Below are 19262 nucleotides of genomic sequence, written 5' to 3'. Positions count from 1 at the left end.
TCCATGTTCGACACAGTGCTCGTCGCCAACCGCGGCGAGATCGCGGTCCGCGTCATCCGTACCCTCCGCGCGCTCGGCGTCCGTTCCGTCGCGGTGTACAGCGACGCGGACGCGGAGGCCCGTCACGTACGGGAGGCGGACACGGCGGTACGGATCGGCCCGCCACCGGCCTCGGAGTCGTACCTCTCCGTCGACGCGCTCCTGGACGCGGCCCGTCGCACCGGGGCCCAGGCGGTCCACCCGGGCTACGGCTTCCTGGCGGAGAACGCGGCCTTCGCGCGCGCATGCGAGGAGGCGGGCTTGGTCTTCATCGGCCCTTCGCCGTCCGCGATCTCCCTGATGGGCGACAAGATCCGGGCGAAGGAGACGGTGAAGGCGGCGGGCGTGCCCGTCGTCCCCGGCGCGGCCGACCCGGAACTGGAGGCGGCGGCACGCGAGTTGGGCGCCCCCGTCCTGCTGAAGCCCTCGGCGGGCGGCGGCGGCAAGGGCATGCGCCTGGTGCGCGACCTGTCGACGCTGACGGACGAGATCGCGGCGGCCCGCCGCGAGGCGCGGTCGTCGTTCGGCGACGACACGCTCCTGGTGGAGCGGTGGATCGACCGCCCGCGCCACATCGAGATCCAGGTCCTCGCGGACGCCCATGGCGGGGTGGTCCACCTGGGCGAGCGCGAGTGCTCGCTGCAGCGGCGCCACCAGAAGATCATCGAGGAGGCTCCGAGCGTCCTGCTGACGCCCGAACTCCGCGAGTCGATGGGCGCGGCGGCGGTCGAGGCGGCGCGTTCGTGCGGCTATGTGGGCGCGGGCACGGTGGAGTTCATCGTGCCGGGCGGCGACCCGTCCTCGTACTACTTCATGGAGATGAACACCCGGCTCCAGGTGGAGCACCCGGTGACGGAGCTGATCACGGGCCTGGACCTGGTCGAGTGGCAGCTACGGGTGGCGGCGGGCGAGCCGCTCGCCTTCGCCCAGGAGGACGTCCGCCTCGACGGCTGGGCGATCGAGGCCCGGATCTGCGCGGAGGACCCCTCGCGGGGCTTCCTCCCCTCGGGCGGCACGATCCTCTCCCTGCACGAGCCGCAGGGCTGGGGGTCCCCCCTGCTCGGAGAGCTTGGGGGAGGGGTGCGCACGGACTCGGGCCTGAGCGAGGGCACGGAGGTCGGGAGCCTCTACGACCCGATGCTCTCGAAGGTCATCGTCCACGCCCCCGACCGCCCCACGGCCCTCCGCCGCCTCCGCGCGGCCCTCGCGGACACGGTCACCCTGGGCGTCCAGACCAACGCGGGCTTCCTGCGGCGGCTGCTGGCCCACGAATCGGTGATCGCGGGCGACCTGGACACAGGCCTGGTGGAACGGGACGCGGAGAGCCTGACCGGGGGGTCGGTCCCGCCGGAGGTGTACGCGGCGGCGGCGCTGGTACGCCAGTTCCCCCCGACTCCCGCCTCGACGGGCTGGACGGACCCCTTCGACACCCCCACCGCCTGGCGCCTCGGCGGCCAACCGGCCTGGACCCCACGCCACTTCCGCGTGGCGGGTCAGGACCCGGTCCTGTGCCGCGTTCGCGGCACGGCCAAGAACGCCGAGCTCCTGCTCGGCGATGCACCTGCCGTGTCCGGCAACGCCCCCGGCAGGGGTGGGGTGGGGGAGATCTCCGCCCACCACGTGACCGTGCACCTCGACGGCCTCGTCCACCACTTCCGGCTCGCCCACTCCCCCGAGGGGCTCTGGCTCGGCCGGGACGGTGACTCCTGGCACGTCCAGGACCACGACCCCGTCGCCGCCGCCCTCACCGGCGCCCGGCACGGCGGCGCCGACACGCTGGCCGCGCCGATGCCCGGCACCGTCACCGTCGTCAAGGTCGCCGTCGGGGACGAGGTCGAGGCCGGGCAGAGCCTGCTCGTGGTCGAGGCCATGAAGATGGAGCACGTCATCTCCGCCCCGCACGCCGGCACCGTCACCGAGCTGGACGTCACCCCCGGCTCCACCGTCGCCATGGACCAGGTCCTCGCCGTGGTGGCCCCCAGGGAGGAATCATGACCACGGGCCTGCCCATGCGCGTGCCCGCCCCCGGGCTCCCCGCCCGGGTCCGGATCCACGAGGTCGGGCCGCGCGACGGGCTCCAGAACGAGAAGACCGTCGTCCCGACCGCCACGAAGGCCGAGTTCGTCCGGCGGCTCGCCGCCGCCGGGCTCTCCACCGTCGAGGCGACCAGCTTCGTCCACCCCAAGTGGGTGCCCCAACTGGCCGACGCCGAGGACCTGTTCCCGCTCCTCACCGGCGTACCGGCCCGTCTCCCCGTCCTCGTACCGAACGAACGCGGACTCGACCGCGCCCTCGCCCTCGGCGCCCGCGAGGTCGCCGTCTTCGCCTCCGCCACGGAGTCCTTCGCGAAGGCCAACCTCAACCGGACCGTCGACGAGGCCCTCGCCATGTTCGAGCCCGTCGTCACCCGGGCCATAGAGCAGGGCCTCCGCATCCGCGGCTACCTCTCCATGTGCTTCGGCGACCCCTGGGAGGGCCCGGTCCCCGTCGACCAGGTCGTCCGCGTCACCAAGGCCCTCGCCGAGATGGGCTGCGACGAGCTGAGCCTCGGCGACACGATCGGTGTCGCCACGCCCGGTCACGTCACCCGGCTCCTCCAGAGCCTGAACGAGGCCGGCGTACCCACCTCCCGTCTGGCCGTCCACTTCCACGACACGTACGGCCAGGCCCTCTCCAACACCCTCGCCGCGCTCCAGCACGGCGTCACCACCGTCGACGCCTCCGCAGGCGGCCTCGGCGGCTGTCCCTACGCCAAGAGCGCCACCGGCAACCTCGCCACCGAGGACCTCGTGTGGATGCTCGACGGCCTCGGCATCGAGACCGGGGTCGATCTGGCCGCCCTCACCGCCACCAGCGTGTGGATGGCCGAACAACTGGGCCGACCGAGCCCCTCCCGTACCGTCCGCGCCCTCTCCCACAAGGAGTGACGTCACCCATGTCCCTCGACCACCGGCTCGCCGAAGAGCACGAGGAACTCCGCCGCACCGTGGAGGAGTTCGCGCACGACGTCGTCGCGCCGAAGATCGGCGACTACTACGAGCGCCACGAGTTCCCGTACGAGATCGTCCGCGAGATGGGCCGCATGGGCCTGTTCGGCCTGCCCTTCCCTGAGGAGTACGGCGGCATGGGCGGCGACTACCTCGCCCTGGGCATCGCGCTCGAAGAACTCGCCCGCGTGGATTCCTCCGTGGCGATCACCCTGGAGGCGGGCGTCTCGCTCGGCGCGATGCCGGTCTACCGCTTCGGCACGGAGGAGCAGAAGCAGGAGTGGCTCCCCCGGATGTGCTCGGGCGAGATCCTGGGCGCGTTCGGCCTGACCGAGCCCGGCGCGGGCTCGGACGCCGGCGGCACCCGCACCACCGCCGTCCGCGACGGCGACGACTGGGTCATCAACGGCTCGAAGTGCTTCATCACCAACTCCGGTACGGACATCACGGGCCTGGTCACGGTCACGGCCGTCACCGGCCGCAAGCCTGACGGCCGCCCCCTGATCTCCTCGATCATCGTCCCCTCCGGCACCCCCGGCTTCACGGTCGCCGCGCCCTACTCCAAGGTCGGCTGGAACGCCTCGGACACCCGCGAGCTGTCCTTCGACGACGTCCGCGTGCCGGCCGCGAACCTGCTCGGCGAAGAGGGCCGTGGGTACGCGCAGTTCCTCCGCATCCTGGACGAGGGCCGGATCGCGATCTCGGCGCTCGCGACCGGGCTCGCCCAGGGCTGTGTGGACGAGTCCGTGAAGTACGCGAAGGAACGCCACGCCTTCGGCCGCCCGATCGGCGACAACCAGGCCATCCAGTTCAAGATCGCGGACATGGAGATGCGGGCCCACATGGCCCGGATCGGCTGGCGCGACGCGGCGTCGCGGCTGGTCGCCGGGGAGCCGTTCAAGAAGGAGGCGGCGATCGCGAAGCTGTACTCCTCCACGGTCGCGGTCGACAACGCCCGCGAGGCCACCCAGATCCACGGCGGCTACGGCTTCATGAACGAGTACCCGGTGGCCCGCATGTGGCGCGACTCCAAGATCCTGGAGATCGGCGAGGGCACGAGCGAGGTCCAGCGCATGCTGATCGCGAGGGAACTGGGGCTTGCGGGTTCGTGACGAGGGAAGCGGGGCGGGCCGGGTACCGAGGCTCTCCGGCGGGCCGACGGCGTGAGCCTCTGGTGAACCGGGGGGGGCGGGGCCGGGGCGGGCGCGCATGTCGGGCAGCCGGGGGCTCAAGGGCTGACGGCTGTCCGTAGGCCTCTGGTGGTGGCCGCCCTACTCCAGCCGTAGTTCGTGATCTCGATCGTGAGGGGCGCCGAGGAGGCAGCCGGCAGCGTCGATCATCTGGACGAGACCGACCACGCCGTTCGTTTCCTTCTCCGCCTACCCGAGTCCACCGAGACGGAGGGCGTTCCTTATCTCGCTGAGCTTCGCGGTCGTCGCCGGGGTCCACTCCTTCGCCTGCTCACCGAGACGGAGGGCGTTCTCGATCTCGCTGAGTTTCGCGGAGGACAGGGCGCCCGCCCGCTCGATCAGGTCGTCCCGGGACACGGTGGTCAGCCACGTGCAAGGGGTAAAGCCCGGACGCGGCAACGCGAACCGAAGCACGCCTTCGAAGGGCAGTCCTTCCACGGCGCCTACTGTCACTTCGACGCCCAGACCGGTGATGTCGACACCCGCCCGAGCGACGACCTGCATCACCCGGATCCCGGACGCGTCGTCTCCCGACAGCAGCACGACCGGCCGCCGCTCGTCGAACTCCACCCACCAGACTTCGCCACGGCACACATGTCCTCCTGACACAGGACGGCGGGCGGACGCTGAGCGACCCCGACGCGCTGTGGAGACGGGTGCGGCCACCCGTCGATCATCGGTGTGTGAAGACAAACGATCACGCGGTGGCCGCAGGTCACAGCGTAGACCCTGCCCGCCGGCAGGACACGGGTCGCACGAAGTCACCACCAGGGCGGGGAGGTTCCGTGCGGACACCCTGGCCAAGAAGGTGCCCGAGCGGGCCTGGCAGAAGCTCTCCGCAGGGGCCGGGGCCTGTGCGACTGGCGGTGCCGCCGCCAGGCCCGATCCCAGGCCGGCCACGACCATGCACAAGCCACTCGGGCATGAAGATCACGATCTACGGCTGGAGTACTAGGAGGCCCCGTCTCCCTGGACGTTGGCGATCATCACTTGCAGCACCTTGAGCGCGGCCACGTACTCCTCGTCGCTGATGCCCTTGTGGACCTCCGCGCGCAGCTCCGTGACCAGCCTGCGCAACCGGACCCTGGCAGCCTCGCCGGCTTCAGTCAGGTGGAGGTTCTCCTCGAGCATGTCCTCGGTAGCGGCCGGATCAGCCGGCGCCTGGTCTCTACGATTCCATGATCACTACGCTACCGACAGCCCCTAGACCGCAGGCAGGGAGGGATCGGGCGTCCAGGGAGCCGGTGCGGTGATGGCCCAACGCTCGTGGTCGCGCCAGGCCCCGTCGATGAAGAGATAGTCGGGCGACAGGCCTTCGTACCGAAACCCCAGACGCTGCACCAAGGCCAAGGACGCCTTGTTGCCCGGCTGAATGTTCGCCTCCACCCGATGCAGCCGCAGATCGTCGAAGGCGTGCCGCAGAACGGCCGTCAGCCCCTCGGCCATATATCCCCGCCCCGCAGACGGAGCGAACGCCGCATAGCCGATCGACGCGCCCTGGTAACGCCCCCGAATGATCGAGTTGATGTTCACCATGCCGGCAGCCACCCCGGTCTCCCGAACCCGGATCACATACCCCCGGTTCGTACCGTCGCCGAAGCGGCCCATCCACCCCCGGAACTCCTCCGCCGTCCCAGGCAACTGCATCCACGGCGAATGAAGCTCCGCACTGGCCCTCACGAGCGAGCAGAACTCATCCTGGTCGGCGAGCGTGAGCGGGCGCAGTTCAACCCGTGAAGGCATCTCGGACATGGCCCCATGCTAAAGCCGCCATCCCCGAGCGACCTCAACCGCCCCGAAGTCCCTCCCCGACGGCCCCTCCACCCGGAATCTCCCTCAATCCCTGCGAGTTACCGCGAGTTCCGCGCAGTTACGTACGCCCCAGCCCCCACCGGACAGTGACCAGCGGGGCATGAATCCCCACCACCCACCCACCGCCACACGCCGAGCCGGTGCCGGGCCGCCCCATTCAACTGCCGCGCCAACCCACCCACACACCCGCACGCGCCGATCCCAGCCCAGGAACAAGGGAGCCCCCGCGCGGCCACGCCCCCGGCCGCCCCCCGAGTGTCAAAAGGCGACCGGAGGCGGTGGGTCAAGGGTGGCCGCAGGCCATCGCGCAGCGACGCGACGAAGGAGCGCCCTTGACGCACCGCCTCCGGTCGCCACACTCAGAACGAGGGCGGCCGAACCAGAAGCCCGCGAGGGCCCCTCGCCACGTCAGCCGAGGAGACCTTCGGCCGTGGCCGTCACGAACACCGCGAACGCGGCGGGCGTCGCCAGGAAGGCCGGGCCCTCGGGGTTCTTGGAGTCCCGGACAGCGATGTGAGCGGTGAGGTCTGCGACCTCGATGCACTCGCCGCCGTTGGGGCCGCTGTAGGAGGACTTGCGCCAGGCGGCGGCGCCGAGGGGGGCGCACTCGATGCAGTCGCCACCCGTGTTGCCGCTGTAGCTGGACTTACGCCACCGCGCGCTGGTCAGGCCCCGATTGGTCCCCATAACGTTCCTCCATCACGCGCATGATCAGATCCGCTGAATCCTCCACGGAGAGGGCGGAAGCCTGCAAGTGAGCGTAACGAAGGGCGGCTTCCCTGACCGTTTCGGGATTCGCGGTCATGTGGCCCGAGATGAGGTCCTCCGTGTAGACGATGTCCGGATCACCTTCGAACCGTAACGAGTTGAAGGTGCCGATCAAGCTGGCGTGTTCCCCCGCTGCGAAGGGCAACACCTGGATCCGCAGCCAGCGGTTGGCTCGGAGCTCCAACATGGACGCGAGTTGGGCTCGCATGACCTCCCGGCCACCGATCGGCCGATGCAACGCCGCCTCGTCGAGAACCACCCAGGTCATCGGCGGCTGCTCTCTGCTCAGAATGCGCTGGCGCTCCATCCGGCCTGCCACCAGTCCTTCGAGGTCGTTGGGCAGCCCGGTCGCCAGGACCGCTCGCGCGTACTCCTCCGTCTGCAACAACCCATACACCAACTGCGCCTGATACGTAGAGATGTACGTCGCCGTCGCCTCCAGCTCCGCATACGGCTGGAACCACGTAGGCAACTGGCTCTTCAGCACCAGCCCCACCAGCCGCGAGAACAGCCCGCCCGTCATCAGCGCCGCGTCCAGCCGTTCCGAGAACTCGCGCGTGGGGACCTTCTTCGCCGTCTCTATCTGGCCGATCAGCGACGCCGTGCAGAAGACGATGTCTCCCAACTGCTGCTGCTTCAGCCCCGCCTCCTCCCTCAACCGGCGGAGTTCCGAGCCGTAATAGTCCAGCGGCGAGGCGCTGGGATCCAGACTGCGGATGTTGACCACGACGAGGTCACCCCCAAGCTCACGCATCACTGCGTTCGTTTCGGTCCGTAGCCGAGCGTAACCAGCCCGCCCCACCCTGGTGGCATGAATCACGCAACTGACCTCTATCCGGCGGAACTTCGGAACAGCTACCGCATGGGCTTCACCGTCGGTGAGCACTCCGCCGGTCACATGCGGCGCATCCTGCGCATGTTCCTCAGCCGTTGGGCGCTCGACCACCTCGTCGACGCCGCCGAACTCGCGCTCACCGAACTCGTCGCCAACGTCGTACGACACGTCCCCGGGCGGCGCTGCACCGTGCTGATCCTGCGGGAGCCGCACGGGCTCCGGGTGGAGGTCGCCGATACGACATCCGGGCCGCTGTACGCGAAGGCCACCGAGCCGCTCGCGGAGGGCGGGCGCGGGCTCACGCTCGTCGAGGCCGTGACCGATCGGTGGGGCGTGGAGCCGTCCGCCGGGGGCAAGACGGTGTGGTTCGAGTGCGACGCACCCGCACCTCAGCCCCCACCAGCCCTCACCACCGCAACCACCCCCATCACCCCAATCACCCCCATCACCCCGGCCACCCCCACCCCCTGGCCGACATGAGGTTAGGCTAACCTACCTTCCACTTACCCCGGCCGTACCGGGCTCGTACCCGGCTCGTACCCGGCTCGTACCCGTACCGAAAGCGACCTCGCCATGCCCAGCAACGCCCGAGTCACCTCCCTCACCCGCCGCGGCCTGCTCGCCGCGGGCGGCGCCCTCGGGCTCGGCGCCGCGCTTGCCGCCTGTGGCACCAAGACGCAGGACGGCGGCGGCTCCTCCTCCGGCACCACGGAGAAGGCGGGCCCCTGGAAGTTCACCGACGACCGCGGCACCGCCGTCTCGGCGACGTCCACCCCGAAGAACATCGTCGCCTTCACCGGCATGGCCGCCGCCCTCAAGGACTTCGGCATCGAGGTGAAGGGCGTCTTCGGTCCGACCACGGTCAAGGACCCGAAGACGGGCGAGGTGAAGCCGGACGTCCAGGCGGGCGACCTCGACGTCACGAAGGTCAAGGTCATCGGCAACGTCTGGGGCGAGTTCAAGATCGAGGAGTACCTCAAGCTCAACCCGGACCTCCTCATCACGGACATGTGGGAGAAGAACGACCTCTGGTACGTCCCGGCCGAGCAGAAGGACAAGATCCTCAAGGTCGCCCCGAGCGTCGCCCTGTGGGCCTCGGACAAGTCCATGCCGTCCGTGCTCCAGCGCCACGTCGACCTCGCCGCCTCCCTCGGCGCCGATGTGAAGACCAAGCAGATCCAGGACGACAAGGCCCGCTTCGAGGCGGCCGCCGAGCGCGTCCGGCAGGCCGCCAAGGGCAAGAAGGACATCAAGGTCCTGATCGGCTCCGGATCCCCCGACCTGTTCTACGTCTCCACCCCGGTCCGGCCGACCGACACGCTCTACTTCAAGGAGCTCGGCGTCAACCTGGTCACGCCCACCGCGCTCGACCAGGGCGGCTGGTTCGAGGGCCTGAGCTGGGAGAACGTCGACAAGTACCAGGCCGACATCATCATGCTCGACAACCGCACCTCCGCCCTCCAGCCCGAGGCGCTCAAGGCCAAGCCGACGTGGGCCGCGCTGCCCGCCGTCAAGGCCGGTCAGGTCATCCCGCGGGTGACCGAGCCGATCTACTCGTACGCCAAGTGCGCGCCGATCCTGGAGGACCTGGCCAAGGCCCTGGAGAACGCGAAGAAGGTGTCCTGACCCATGACGAACGCCGAGACCGCCCCGTTCCAGTTCTTCTCCCTCCAGGTCGACCGGACGAGGCGGCTCGGCCCGTCCCTGGTCCGCGTGACCTTCACCGGTGAGGACCTGAAGTCCTTCGCCTCCGGGGGCCGCGACCAGTCGCTCTCCCTCTTCCTGCCGCATCCCGGCCAGGACGCCCCCGTCCTGCCGCCGCTGGACAACCCGGACATGTACGCGATCCTGGGCGCCTGGCGCGCGATGCCGGACGGCGAGCGGGCCGTGATGCGCTCGTACACCGTCCGCGAGCAGCGCGGCGAGCCCGAAGGGCCGAACGAGCTCGACATCGACTTCGCGCTCCACGAGGACGGCGGCCCGGCCTGCCGCTGGGCGCAGCAGGCCGGTCCCGGCGACAAGGTCGTCGTGCTCGGCCCGGCGGTCGCCGACAACACCGCCGTACGCTTCCGGCTCCCGGCCGACGCCGATTCGGTCCTCCTCTGGGCGGACGAGACGGCCCTGCCGGCCGCCGCGGCGATCCTGGAGTGGCTGCCGGCGGGGACGCGGGCGCAGGTCTACCTCGAAGTCCCGTTCTCCGGCGACCGGATCGAGCTGACGACGCAGGCCGACGCCACCGTCACCTGGCTCGTACGGGAGGAGGGCGCGCCGTCCGCCGTGGCGGCGGTGCGCGGCGCCGAACTGCCGGGCGTGGCTCCGTACGTCTGGATCGCGGGCGAGTCCGGTTCCGTGAAGGAGCTGCGCCGCCACTTCGTACGCGATCGTGAACTCGACCGCAGGCGCGTCACGTTCGTCGGCTACTGGCGCAAGGGCCTCTCCGAGGACGCTCTGCGCGAGACGCCGGACGAGACGCAGGAAGACGCCTAGGTAGACGCGCAGGAAGAGGCGTAGGAGGAGGCGCAGTACCGCCCCTCCACCACCCCCTACACCACCCCCTCCAGCACTCCCCCGCCACACCACGACCCCTCACCCCTCAAGGGTGGGGGGTCCTTTGCATAGCAAAGTTAGGTTAGGCTAACCTTACTTAAGCATTGCTGCCTTAGGCATTGCCACCCCCCACCCCACCCCACCCCTCACCTCTCCCGTCCGGAGGACCATCCCCATGCGCTCGCACCTGCTCAACGACGCCACGGCGGAGAGCTACCGGCGCTGCGTCACCGAAGGAGTCGAGCGGGTGGCGAGGAAACTCGCCACGACGCGCCGTCCGTTCACCGGTGTCACCCCGGCCGCGCTGGCCCCCACCGTCGACGCCGTCGACCTCGACAAGCCGCTCGGCGACTCCTCCGCCGCCCTCGACGAGCTGGAGAGCGTCTACCTCCGCGACGCCGTCTACTTCCACCACCCCCGCTACCTGGGCCACCTCAACTGCCCGGTCGTGATCCCCGCCCTGCTCGGTGAGGCCGTCCTCTCCGCCGTCAACTCCTCGCTCGACACCTGGGACCAGAGCGCAGGCGGCACCCTCATCGAGCGCAAGCTCATCAACTGGACCACCAACCGCATCGGCTTCGACCAGTGGTCCGACAGCGCCTCCGTCGACAGCGCCTCCGCCGACGGCGTCTTCACCAGCGGCGGTTCGCAGTCCAACCTCCAGGCCCTCCTCCTGGCCCGCGAAGAGGCGAAGACGAACGACCTCTCCAAGCTGCGGATCTTCACCTCCGACTGCAGCCACTTCAGCGTCCAGAAGTCCGCCGGCCTCCTCGGCCTCGGCCCCGACGCCGTCATCTCCATCCCCGTCGACCGGACCCGCCGCATGCAGTCCGTCGTCCTCGCCGCCGAGCTGGAGGCCTGCCGCGCCGAGGGGCTGACCCCGATGGCGATCGTCGCCACCGCCGGCACCACCGACTTCGGCTCCATCGACCCGCTGCACGAGATCGCCGCCCTGGCCGACGAGTACGGCGCCTGGATGCACGTCGACGCCGCCTACGGCTGCGGGCTGCTCGCCTCGCGCACCCGTCGCCACCTCCTGGACGGCATCGAGCGGGCCGACTCCGTCACCGTCGACTTCCACAAGTCCTTCTTCCAGCCGGTGAGCTCCTCCGCCCTCCTCGTCCGCGACGGGGCCACCCTGCGCCACGCCACGTACCACGCGGACTACCTCAACCCGCTCCGGACCGTCGCCGAGCAGATCCCCAACCAGGTCGACAAGTCGCTGCAGACCACACGCCGTTTCGACGCGCTCAAGCTCTGGATGACCCTGCGCGTGATGGGCGCCGACGGTGTCGGCGAGCTCTTCGACGAGGTCTGCGACCTGGCCAGGGCCGGGTTCGATCTGATCGCCGCCGACCCGCGCTACGACGTGGTCGTGCAGCCGCAGCTGTCGACGCTCGTCTACCGCTACATCCCCGAGGCCGTCACGTCCCCCGCGGAGATCGACCGCGCCAACCTCTACGCCCGCAAGGCGCTCTTCGCCTCCGGCGAGGCCGTCGTCGCCGGGACCAAGGTCGACGGCCGTCAGTACCTCAAGTTCACCCTGCTCAACCCCGAGACGACCGTGGCCGACATCGCCGCCGTCCTCGATCTGATAGCCGGCCACGCCGAGCAGTACCTGGGAGAGACCTTGTCCACGCCTGACACGACGATGACGACGATGCCGACGATGCCGACGCCGATGACGACGCCGACCGCCACCACGTACGACTTCATCGGCATCGGGCTCGGTCCGTTCAACCTCGGTCTCGCCTGCCTGACCGAGCCGATCGACGAGCTGAACGGCCTGTTCCTGGAGTCCAAGCCGGACTTCGAGTGGCACTCCGGGATGTTCCTGGAGGGCTCCCACCTCCAGACCCCGTTCATGTCGGACCTGGTCACGCTCGCCGACCCGACCTCGCCGTACTCCTTCCTCAGCTACCTGAAGGAGAAGAAGCGGCTCTACTCCTTCTACATCCGCGAGAACTTCTACCCGCTGCGCACCGAGTACAACGACTACTGCCGCTGGGCCGCCGACCAGCTGGGCAGCATCCGCTTCTCCACCACCGTCGCCTCCGTCTCGTACGACGAGGCCGGCGAGGAGTACGTGGTGAGGACCGAGGGCGGCGAGACGTTCCGCGCCCGCCGGCTCGTGCTCGGCACCGGCACCCCGCCGTACGTCCCCGCCTCCTGCGAGGGGCTCGGCGGCGACGCGATCCACAACTCCCGCTACGTCCCGAACAAGGCGGAGCTGCAGAAGAAGAAGTCGATCACCCTGGTCGGCAGCGGCCAGAGCGCGGCGGAGATCTACTACGACCTCCTCTCCGAGATCGACGTCCACGGCTACCGGCTCAACTGGGTGACGCGCTCCCCGCGCTTCTTCCCGCTGGAGTACACCAAGCTGACGCTGGAGATGACCTCGCCGGAGTACGTGGACTACTTCCACGCGCTGCCCGAGCAGACCCGCTACCGCCTGGAGAACCAGCAGAAGAACCTGTTCAAGGGCATCGACGGCGAGCTGATCGACGCCATCTTCGACCTGCTCTACCAGAAGAACCTGGCCGGCCCCGTCCCCACCCGCCTGCTCACCAACTCGGCCCTGCACTCGGCCGCGTACGACGACACCAGCGGTACGTACACGCTCGGCTTCCACCAGGAGGAGCAGGGCAAGGACTTCACGCTCGACACCGAGGGCCTGATCCTCGCGACCGGGTACAGGTACTCCGTCCCCGCGTTCCTGGAGCCGGTCCGCGACCGGCTCCGCTGGGACTCGCAGGGCCGCTTCGACGTGGCCCGCAACTACTCGATCGACACCACCGGCCGCCGCGTCTTCCTGCAGAACGCGAGCGTCCACACCCACTCCATCACCTCGCCCGACCTGGGCATGGGTGCGTACCGCAACGCGTACATCATCGGAGCGATGCTGGGCCGCGAGTACTACCCCGTCGAGAAGACCATCGCGTTCCAGGAGTTCGCCGCGTGACCAGCACCACGACCAACCCCACGAACCCCACGAACCCCACGAACCCCACGGCCAGCCGTACGACCATCCGCTTCCGCCCCCTCGACCCGCTCGCGGACGCCGAGCTGGTCCACGCCTGGGTCACGCACCCCAAGGCCGCCTTCTGGATGATGCAGGACGCCGCGCTCCAGGACGTCGAGCGCGAGTACATGGCGTTCGCCGCCAACCCGTACCACCAAGCCTTCATAGGCCTCGTGGACGGGGAGCCCGCCGTCCTGATGGAGCGGTACGACCCCTCCCAGCTGGAGCTGGTCGGCCTGTACGAGCCGCGGCCCGGCGATGTCGGCATGCACTTCCTCGTCGCGCCCACGGACACCCCCGTGCACGGCTTCACCCGCCGGGTGATCACCGCCGTGATGGCCGAGCTGTTCGCCGACCCGGCGACCGAGCGGGTCGTCGTCGAGCCGGACGTGTCCAACAAGGCCGTCCACGCGCTCAACGAGGTCGTCGGCTTCGTGGCCGAGCGTGAGATCCAGAAGCCGGAGAAGAAGGCGCTGCTGTCCTTCTGCACCCGCTCCCAGTTCGAAGCCGCCGTGGGAGCCACGGAAGCCATGGGAGCCACCGTATGAGCCACCGTGGGACCGACCGAATGAGCCACCGTATGACCCGCCGCCCCTCACCCGTAGCCGACCCCGTCGCGCACCTCACCCCCGCCCGCTGGGCGGACGCCAACCGTGCGCTGATCCGCAAGGGTCTCGCCGAGTTCGCGCACGAGCGTCTGCTCAACCCGCAGGAGCTCGGCGGGAACCGCTACCGGGTCCGTAGCGACGACGGCACGGTCGAGTACCGCTTCGCCGCCGACCGGTACGCGCTGGACCACTGGCAGGTCGACGCCGCCTCGATCAGCCGCCACCGGGGCGACGAGCACCTCCCGCTCGACGCGCTGCAGTTCATCACCGAGCTGCGCGGCTCGCTCGGCCTGAGCGACGAGGTCCTGCCGGTCTATCTGGAGGAGATCTCCTCCACCCTGTCCGGTACGGCGTACAAGGCCACGAAGCCGCCGGTCACCGCCGCCGAGCTGGCCCGGGCCGACTTCCAGGCGATCGAGACGGGGATGACCGAGGGCCACCCCTGTTTCGTCGCCAACAACGGCCGGCTGGGCTTCGGCGTCGACGAGTACCACGCGTACGCGCCCGAGGCCGCCGCCCCTATCCATCTGATCTGGCTGGCCGCGCGCCGCGATCGCACCACCTTCACGGCCGGCGCGGACATCGCGTACGAGAGCTTCGTCCGCGCCGAGCTGGGCGACGGCGCGGTGGACGGCTTCGCCGCGGTCCTCGCCGAGCGGGGCCTCGACCTGGCCGACTACCTGCTGATGCCGGTCCACCCCTGGCAGTGGTGGAACAAGCTGTCCGTCACCTTCGCCGCCGAGGTCGCCCAGCAGCGCCTGGTGTACCTGGGCGAGGGCGACGACGCCTATCTGGCGCAGCAGTCGATCCGTACGTTCTTCAACACCGCGGATCCGGCCAAGCACTACGTGAAGACGGCGATATCGGTCCTCAACATGGGCTTCATGCGCGGGCTCTCGGCCGCGTACATGGAGGCGACCCCGGCGATCAACGACTGGCTGGCGGGGCTGATCGACGCCGACTCCGTCTTCAAGGAGGCCCGGTTCTCGATCATCCGCGAGCGGGCGGCGGTCGGCTACCGGCACCTGGAGTACGAGGCGGCCACCGACCGCTACTCCCCGTACCGCAAGATGCTCGCCGCGCTCTGGCGCGAGTCTCCGGTGGCCTCACTGGCTCCCGGCGAGCGGCTCGCGACGATGGCCTCGCTGCTCCACGTCGACCACGCGGGCGCGTCCTTCGCGGGCGCCCTGATCGCGGACTCGGGGCTCGCTCCGACGGAGTGGCTGCGCGGCTACCTGGACGCGTACCTGCTGCCGGTGCTGCACAGCTTCTACGTGTACGACCTGGTCTACATGCCGCACGGCGAGAACGTGATCCTGGTTCTCGACGAGCGGGGCGCGGTCGTCCGGGCGGTGTTCAAGGACATCGCCGAGGAGATCTGTGTGATGGACCCGACGGCGGTGCTGCCGCCCGCGGTGGAGCGGATCCGGGCGGACGTCCCCGAGGACATGAAGCTGCTGTCGATCTTCACGGACGTCTTCGACTGCTTCTTCCGCTTCTTCGCGGCGACGCTGGCGGCGGAGGGGACGCTCGCGGAGGACGCCTTCTGGCGGACGGTCGCGGAGTGCGTGCGCGCGTACCAGGAGTCGAAGCCGGAGCTGGCGGAGAAGTTCGAGCGGTACGACATGTTCGCGGAGACCTTCGCGCTCTCCGCGCTCAACCGCCTCCAGCTGCGCGACAACAGGCAGATGGTGGACCTGGCGGACCCGTCGGCTGCGCTGCAGCTCGTCGGCGACCTGGTGAACCCGATCGCGCGGTTCGCCTGACGGTACGGCCCCGAGACCGCCGGTCGGCGTCACCCGGCCCTCGCCGACCGGCACCGGCCACCACGTCCCCCCGCCATTCAGGCGATCACCCTGTGTCACCGCACCGAACGCGTCGGTTACGCACCGTCGCTGTGGAAGGTTGATCGCGGGCCGGGCCGCACCGGCCGGGAGCGGAGGTGCTGACGCCGTGAGGACTCGAATCGCCCGTGGCCTGGCCGGAACGGCACTGGTCGTGGCCCTTGCCACATCGGCCGCCTGCGGGGGCGGAGGGGACGGCCCGGTAGGTGGCGAGACGCCCACGGAGACCACCGCGCCGCCGGCCTCGGAATCGGAATCGGGCGGCACGCTGGGGACCGTCTTCCCGGGGAAGGACGGGGGCGGGGGCGGTGAGGCCGCCCCGGTCCGCGTTCCGACCGCCAAGGTGCACAAGCCGACGGGCGGGAAGGTGAAGGTCCGCAACACCACGAGCCGGCCCATGCGCTTCCTGAATCCGACCGCGGCCCCCGACGACCCGGACACCGGCTCGGCATCGGCGGGCATCGGTACGTGCGGCGGCACGCTGGCCCCCGAAGGCGAGTGCGAGATGGTCCTCGAGTACACGCCGTACGATCCGGGACCCTACTCCGGAGTGCTGACCGTCGAGACCGAGGAAGGCGAGGCGCTCGCCGTGCCCTTCTCCGGGGAGGCCGTCGAGGACGGGCCCACGGCGACCGACTCGTCGCTGCCCACCCCGACCGACACCGACACGGTGGACCCCACCCCGACCGACACGGAAACGGTGGACCCCACCCCGACCGAGACCGACCCGGTGGAGCCCGAAGGGGAGTTCACCTGACGGCCGAGGTCAGCTCCACGCGCACGGTGTCGTCGTCGGGCAGCACGACCGTCAGATGGTCCGCGTACCGCGAGGCGTGGGAGACCAGGTAGAAGCGGGACGGGGACTTCACGAGCAGGCGGAAGCCGGTGTACTGGTACCGGTACGAGTCCTTGCCGGTACCCAAGTCCTGGGGCGTGATGCCCTTCGCGTGGTGGACGATCGCGATGCGCGAATAGACCACCACCGGCAGGCTGTCCACGTGCCCCCCTTCGATGGCCGTCCAGGCATCGGTCTCGCCCGAATCCGCCACGTACTGGGACGTGCCGAAGAACAGGCTCATGGCCAGCAGACCGATCAACAGGGCGCCGCCCGCGGACCACATCCGCTCGGCGGTCACGGCGTGCCGGTCCGGATTGCCCGCGCTGCGCTGGAGGCGCTGCCGCACGGCGAAGAACGCCAGGGTGGCGCCCAGGGCCACCACGAGGGGCGGTACGTACCGGGTCCCCCACCAGCTCTCGGGGAGCGGCAGGGGAATCCGCTGCCCGAAGAAGACCGGGAAGCCCAGCAGGGCCATGAGGAGACCGACGACGAGGAACCACCGGCACACGGTGCGACGTCGGCCCTCCTTCCCCGGGCGGGCCAGCGTGTGGCCGACCCGGCCGAGCACCAGGAGCACGGCCAGGCCGCAGATCAGCAGGAACCACACCGGGCCGAAGACCGCCTCGGGGCTCTTGGCCAGGTAGGCCTGGACGGAGAGCTGGAGGTCGGTCGACGGCACGCCGAAGGCGGTGTAGTAGGCGTCGGTGTACACGCTGCCGAAGTAGTACAGCAGGCCGATGACGGCGGTCCCCGGCGCCACCACGTACGCCGCCTTGTCGATGAACGACACCCCCGGCGGCCCGGGCGCCGGGTGGGACGGATCCGCCCTCGGCGGCTCAGGTGCCGACCGGGACGGATCCGCCCCCGGCGGCTCGGACGCGGTCTGGGGCGGATCCGCCCCCGGCTCGGGCGCCGGCTGGGGCGGATCCGCTCTCGGCTCGGACATGCCGTCAGTCTCCGCGCCACCACCCGGCCGCGCACCCAGAGCCCGCCCACCCGGCTGACCTCCGTCCGGGACAACTCCTCCTACTCCCAGGGCACCTGCGGCGAGCGGTAGTAGTCGATCCCGAGGGCCTCGAAGCGCGGCCCCTGCGCGGCGAGCCGTGTCCTGTACGCCTCCCAGTCGTGCGTGGCCGCCGGGGACCAGCCCAGTTCGGCGACGCCCGGCAGGCGCGGGAAGGCCATCTGGTCGATGTGCGCGTTCTCGGAGATGGTCTCCGTCCAGAGCGGCGCCTCGACGCCCTTGACGGCCTCGGCGGGGGCGCCGGGGAGGTAGGCGGCCGGGTTCCAGTCGTAGGAGCGCTGGACCTCGACGTAGCCGGCCCAGGCGAGGCCCAGCTTGGTCTCCTTGGTGTACTTCATGTCGAGGTACACCCGGTCGGCGGGCGAGAGGATCAGCCCGGTGCCGTTCCGCGCGGCCGCGGCGACCTGCTCCTTCTCCGCGGGGCTCGTGCGGTCGAGGCCCCAGTACTGCGCGAGGGCGCCCTTGGCGGGCGTGGCGCCGGTGAGCTGGTGCCAGCCGACGACGGTCTTGCCGTACTTCGCGACGATCGGCTGGACCTTCTCCATGAAGGCCACGTAGTCCTCGTGGGTCGTGGAGTGGGCCTCGTCGCCGCCGATGTGGAGGTACTTGCCCGGGGTGAGCGCGGCGATCTCGCGGATGACGTCGTCCACGAAGTCGTAGGTGATGTCCTTCGGCACGCACAGGGAGCTGAAGCCGACGGCGGTGCCGGTGTAGAGCGGTGGGGCGACGCCGTCGCAGTTCAGTTCGGCGTACGAGGCGAGGGCGGCGTTGGTGTGGCCCGGCAGGTCGATCTCGGGGACGACCTCCTGGTGGCGGGAGGCCGCGTAGCGGACGATCTCCTTGTAGTCGGCCTTGGTGTAGTAGCCGCCGGGGCCGCCGCCGACCTGGGTGGAGCCGCCGTAGGTGGCGAGCCGGGGCCAGGAGTCGATGGCGATGCGCCAGCCCTGGTCGTCGGAGAGGTGCAGGTGCAGCTTGTTCACCTTGTAGAGGGCGAGCTGGTCGATGTACCGCTTGACCTGCTCGACGGTGAAGAAGTGGCGGGAGACGTCGAGCATCGCGCCCCGGTAGGCGTAGCGCGGGGTGTCGGTGATGGTGCCGCCCGCGACCTTCCAGGGGCCTGGCTGGACGGTCTTCTTCTCGACGGCCGCCGGGAGCTGCTGGCGCAGGGTCTGCACGCCGCGGAAGAGTCCGGCGGGCCGGTGGGCCGTGAGGGTGATGCCGTCGACTCCGGACTGCAGGCGGTAGCCCTCGTCGCCGAGCGCCTTCTCCCCGCCGAGGCGGAGCCGGATGCCGCCGCGCGCGTCGTCCTCGTCGACGACCGGGAGCGTGTGGCCGGTGGAGGGGCGGAGGATTCCGGCGAGGTAGTCGGCGACGGCGCGGGCGTCGCGGGAGTGCTCGTCGATCCGGATGCGGGTGGCGGCGGTGATCGCGTACGGCTGTCCCGCCGGTGCCACGGAGGCCGGGGCGGGGACGATCTGGCCGAGTGGGCGGGTGGTGGTCTCGACGGCGGAGTGGGAGACGGGGGCGGCTCCGACGCAGGAGATCCCGGCTGCCGTCAGGAGCAGCAGGGCTCCGAGGACGCGGGGGAGAGTTCTGCGCTGTCTCACAGACATGGGTCCCTTTCGATGTACTTCGATGGGCTTCGCGGCTGTGGATATGCGTATCCGAACAGTCACCATGCGTACCGTGGACCACTACAGCGGTCAAGGTGTAGACCAATTTGTGTAGACCAATCGCCTCCAGCGTCG

16 protein-coding genes and 3 pseudogenes are annotated in these 19262 nt (G+C 70.2%); 12 read left to right on the top strand and 7 right to left on the bottom strand.

Annotated elements, in window-relative coordinates; translation table 11 throughout:
- Positions 1–3: 3 nt before the first annotated feature.
- Genes ACGFYP_RS18095 through ACGFYP_RS18085 form a run of 3 tightly spaced genes read left to right on the top strand, consistent with a single transcriptional unit; the run spans position 4 to position 4138 of the window.
- A complete protein-coding gene (locus tag ACGFYP_RS18095; RefSeq protein ID WP_393493952.1) occupies positions 4–2034 on the top strand; it encodes a biotin carboxylase N-terminal domain-containing protein in 2031 nt (676 codons plus the stop codon).
- The gene (locus tag ACGFYP_RS18090; RefSeq protein ID WP_393493949.1) at positions 2031–2966 is read left to right on the top strand and encodes a hydroxymethylglutaryl-CoA lyase; all 936 of its coding nucleotides are present in this window, start codon (positions 2031–2033) and stop codon (positions 2964–2966) included. Before ACGFYP_RS18095 ends, ACGFYP_RS18090 begins: the two co-directional genes overlap by 4 nt.
- An 8-nt stretch (positions 2967–2974) precedes the next feature.
- The gene (locus ACGFYP_RS18085; protein WP_393493946.1) at positions 2975–4138 is read left to right on the top strand and encodes an acyl-CoA dehydrogenase family protein; all 1164 of its coding nucleotides are present in this window, start codon (positions 2975–2977) and stop codon (positions 4136–4138) included.
- Positions 4139–4405: 267 nt separating this feature from the next.
- Here the strand turns inward: ACGFYP_RS18085 and ACGFYP_RS18080 are convergent, their stop codons facing one another.
- The gene (locus tag ACGFYP_RS18080) at positions 4406–4810 is read right to left on the bottom strand and encodes a type II toxin-antitoxin system PemK/MazF family toxin (RefSeq protein ID WP_393493943.1); all 405 of its coding nucleotides are present in this window, start codon (positions 4808–4810) and stop codon (positions 4406–4408) included.
- 157 nt (positions 4811–4967) lie between these two features.
- Here ACGFYP_RS18080 and ACGFYP_RS18075 point away from each other — a divergent pair.
- A pseudogene (locus ACGFYP_RS18075) lies at positions 4968–5117 on the top strand (IS701 family transposase); the annotation flags it as partial.
- A gap of 50 nt (positions 5118–5167) precedes the next feature.
- Here ACGFYP_RS18075 and ACGFYP_RS18070 read toward each other — a convergent pair.
- The 4 genes and pseudogenes from ACGFYP_RS18070 to ACGFYP_RS18055 all read right to left on the bottom strand — a co-directional run.
- Positions 5168–5338: pseudogene (locus tag ACGFYP_RS18070) on the bottom strand (MarR family transcriptional regulator); the annotation flags it as partial.
- Between the two features lie 81 nt (positions 5339–5419).
- A complete protein-coding gene (locus tag ACGFYP_RS18065) occupies positions 5420–5968 on the bottom strand; it encodes a GNAT family N-acetyltransferase (RefSeq protein ID WP_393493940.1) in 549 nt (182 codons plus the stop codon).
- A gap of 468 nt (positions 5969–6436) precedes the next feature.
- Positions 6437–6715: a DUF397 domain-containing protein gene (locus tag ACGFYP_RS18060; RefSeq protein WP_393493937.1), complete on the bottom strand. Its 279-nt coding sequence runs from the start codon at positions 6713–6715 to the stop codon at positions 6437–6439.
- Positions 6675–7523: a Scr1 family TA system antitoxin-like transcriptional regulator gene (locus ACGFYP_RS18055; protein ID WP_393493934.1), complete on the bottom strand. Its 849-nt coding sequence runs from the start codon at positions 7521–7523 to the stop codon at positions 6675–6677. The genes ACGFYP_RS18060 and ACGFYP_RS18055 overlap by 41 nt, the downstream gene beginning before the upstream one ends.
- A gap of 84 nt (positions 7524–7607) precedes the next feature.
- On the opposite strand from ACGFYP_RS18055, the gene ACGFYP_RS18050 reads away from it, so the two are divergent.
- The 8 genes and pseudogenes from ACGFYP_RS18050 (at position 7608) to ACGFYP_RS18015 (ending at position 16409) form a co-directional block, all read left to right on the top strand.
- Positions 7608–8111 (top strand): ATP-binding protein, encoded by a 504-nt coding sequence (locus ACGFYP_RS18050; protein ID WP_393493931.1) that lies wholly within the window; start codon positions 7608–7610, stop codon positions 8109–8111.
- A gap of 93 nt (positions 8112–8204) precedes the next feature.
- Positions 8205–9257: an ABC transporter substrate-binding protein gene (locus tag ACGFYP_RS18045; protein WP_361969278.1), complete on the top strand. Its 1053-nt coding sequence runs from the start codon at positions 8205–8207 to the stop codon at positions 9255–9257.
- A 3-nt stretch (positions 9258–9260) separates the two neighbouring features.
- Complete coding sequence (locus ACGFYP_RS18040) at positions 9261–10118, top strand: siderophore-interacting protein (protein WP_393493927.1); 858 nt, start codon at positions 9261–9263, stop codon at positions 10116–10118.
- A 235-nt stretch (positions 10119–10353) separates the two neighbouring features.
- Positions 10354–11811 (top strand): annotated as a pseudogene (locus ACGFYP_RS18035) (pyridoxal phosphate-dependent decarboxylase family protein); the annotation flags it as partial.
- Positions 11812–11859: 48 nt separating this feature from the next.
- On the top strand, positions 11860–13140 hold the full coding sequence (locus ACGFYP_RS18030; RefSeq protein ID WP_393494353.1) for a lysine N(6)-hydroxylase/L-ornithine N(5)-oxygenase family protein: 1281 nt from the start codon (positions 11860–11862) through the stop codon (positions 13138–13140).
- 65 nt (positions 13141–13205) lie between these two features.
- Positions 13206–13748 carry a GNAT family N-acetyltransferase gene (locus ACGFYP_RS18025; RefSeq protein WP_393494350.1) on the top strand — a complete coding sequence of 181 codons (543 nt, stop codon included), beginning with the start codon at positions 13206–13208 and terminating at the stop codon, positions 13746–13748.
- Positions 13749–13780: 32 nt separating this feature from the next.
- On the top strand, positions 13781–15574 hold the full coding sequence (locus ACGFYP_RS18020; protein ID WP_361969267.1) for an IucA/IucC family siderophore biosynthesis protein: 1794 nt from the start codon (positions 13781–13783) through the stop codon (positions 15572–15574).
- A gap of 187 nt (positions 15575–15761) precedes the next feature.
- Entirely contained in the window at positions 15762–16409 is a 648-nt protein-coding gene (locus ACGFYP_RS18015) for a hypothetical protein (protein ID WP_393493923.1), read from the top strand.
- Here ACGFYP_RS18015 and ACGFYP_RS18010 read toward each other — a convergent pair.
- Together ACGFYP_RS18010 and ACGFYP_RS18005 are read right to left on the bottom strand one after the other, a co-directional pair.
- Positions 16402–17436, bottom strand: a complete 1035-nt coding sequence (locus ACGFYP_RS18010; protein WP_393493921.1) for a hypothetical protein — start codon at positions 17434–17436, stop codon at positions 16402–16404. The genes ACGFYP_RS18015 and ACGFYP_RS18010 overlap by 8 nt on opposite strands.
- A gap of 80 nt (positions 17437–17516) precedes the next feature.
- Positions 17517–19127 (bottom strand): beta-N-acetylhexosaminidase, encoded by a 1611-nt coding sequence (locus ACGFYP_RS18005; protein ID WP_393493919.1) that lies wholly within the window; start codon positions 19125–19127, stop codon positions 17517–17519.
- Positions 19128–19262: the final 135 nt, after the last annotated feature.

This window comes from Streptomyces sp. NPDC048370, assembly GCF_043200825.1.
In the GTDB taxonomy this organism is placed as follows: domain Bacteria; phylum Actinomycetota; class Actinomycetes; order Streptomycetales; family Streptomycetaceae; genus Streptomyces.
This window is presented reverse-complemented; position numbering and strand designations above follow the sequence as displayed.

Bases quoted from the DNA above. Each gene is read 5' to 3' on its own strand.
- ACGFYP_RS18095 (WP_393493952.1), top strand. From the start codon at position 4: ATGTTCGACACAGTGCTCGTCGCCAACCGCGGCGAGATCGCGGTCCGC.
- ACGFYP_RS18090 (WP_393493949.1), top strand. From the start codon at position 2,031: ATGACCACGGGCCTGCCCATGCGCGTGCCCGCCCCCGGGCTCCCCGCC.
- ACGFYP_RS18085 (WP_393493946.1), top strand. From the start codon at position 2,975: ATGTCCCTCGACCACCGGCTCGCCGAAGAGCACGAGGAACTCCGCCGC.
- ACGFYP_RS18065 (WP_393493940.1), bottom strand. From the start codon at position 5,968: ATGTCCGAGATGCCTTCACGGGTTGAACTGCGCCCGCTCACGCTCGCC.
- ACGFYP_RS18060 (WP_393493937.1), bottom strand. From the start codon at position 6,715: ATGGGGACCAATCGGGGCCTGACCAGCGCGCGGTGGCGTAAGTCCAGC.
- ACGFYP_RS18050 (WP_393493931.1), top strand. From the start codon at position 7,608: ATGAATCACGCAACTGACCTCTATCCGGCGGAACTTCGGAACAGCTAC.
- ACGFYP_RS18045 (WP_361969278.1), top strand. From the start codon at position 8,205: ATGCCCAGCAACGCCCGAGTCACCTCCCTCACCCGCCGCGGCCTGCTC.
- ACGFYP_RS18040 (WP_393493927.1), top strand. From the start codon at position 9,261: ATGACGAACGCCGAGACCGCCCCGTTCCAGTTCTTCTCCCTCCAGGTC.
- ACGFYP_RS18030 (WP_393494353.1), top strand. From the start codon at position 11,860: ATGACGACGCCGACCGCCACCACGTACGACTTCATCGGCATCGGGCTC.
- ACGFYP_RS18020 (WP_361969267.1), top strand. From the start codon at position 13,781: ATGACCCGCCGCCCCTCACCCGTAGCCGACCCCGTCGCGCACCTCACC.
- ACGFYP_RS18010 (WP_393493921.1), bottom strand. From the start codon at position 17,436: ATGTCCGAGCCGAGAGCGGATCCGCCCCAGCCGGCGCCCGAGCCGGGG.
- ACGFYP_RS18005 (WP_393493919.1), bottom strand. From the start codon at position 19,127: ATGTCTGTGAGACAGCGCAGAACTCTCCCCCGCGTCCTCGGAGCCCTG.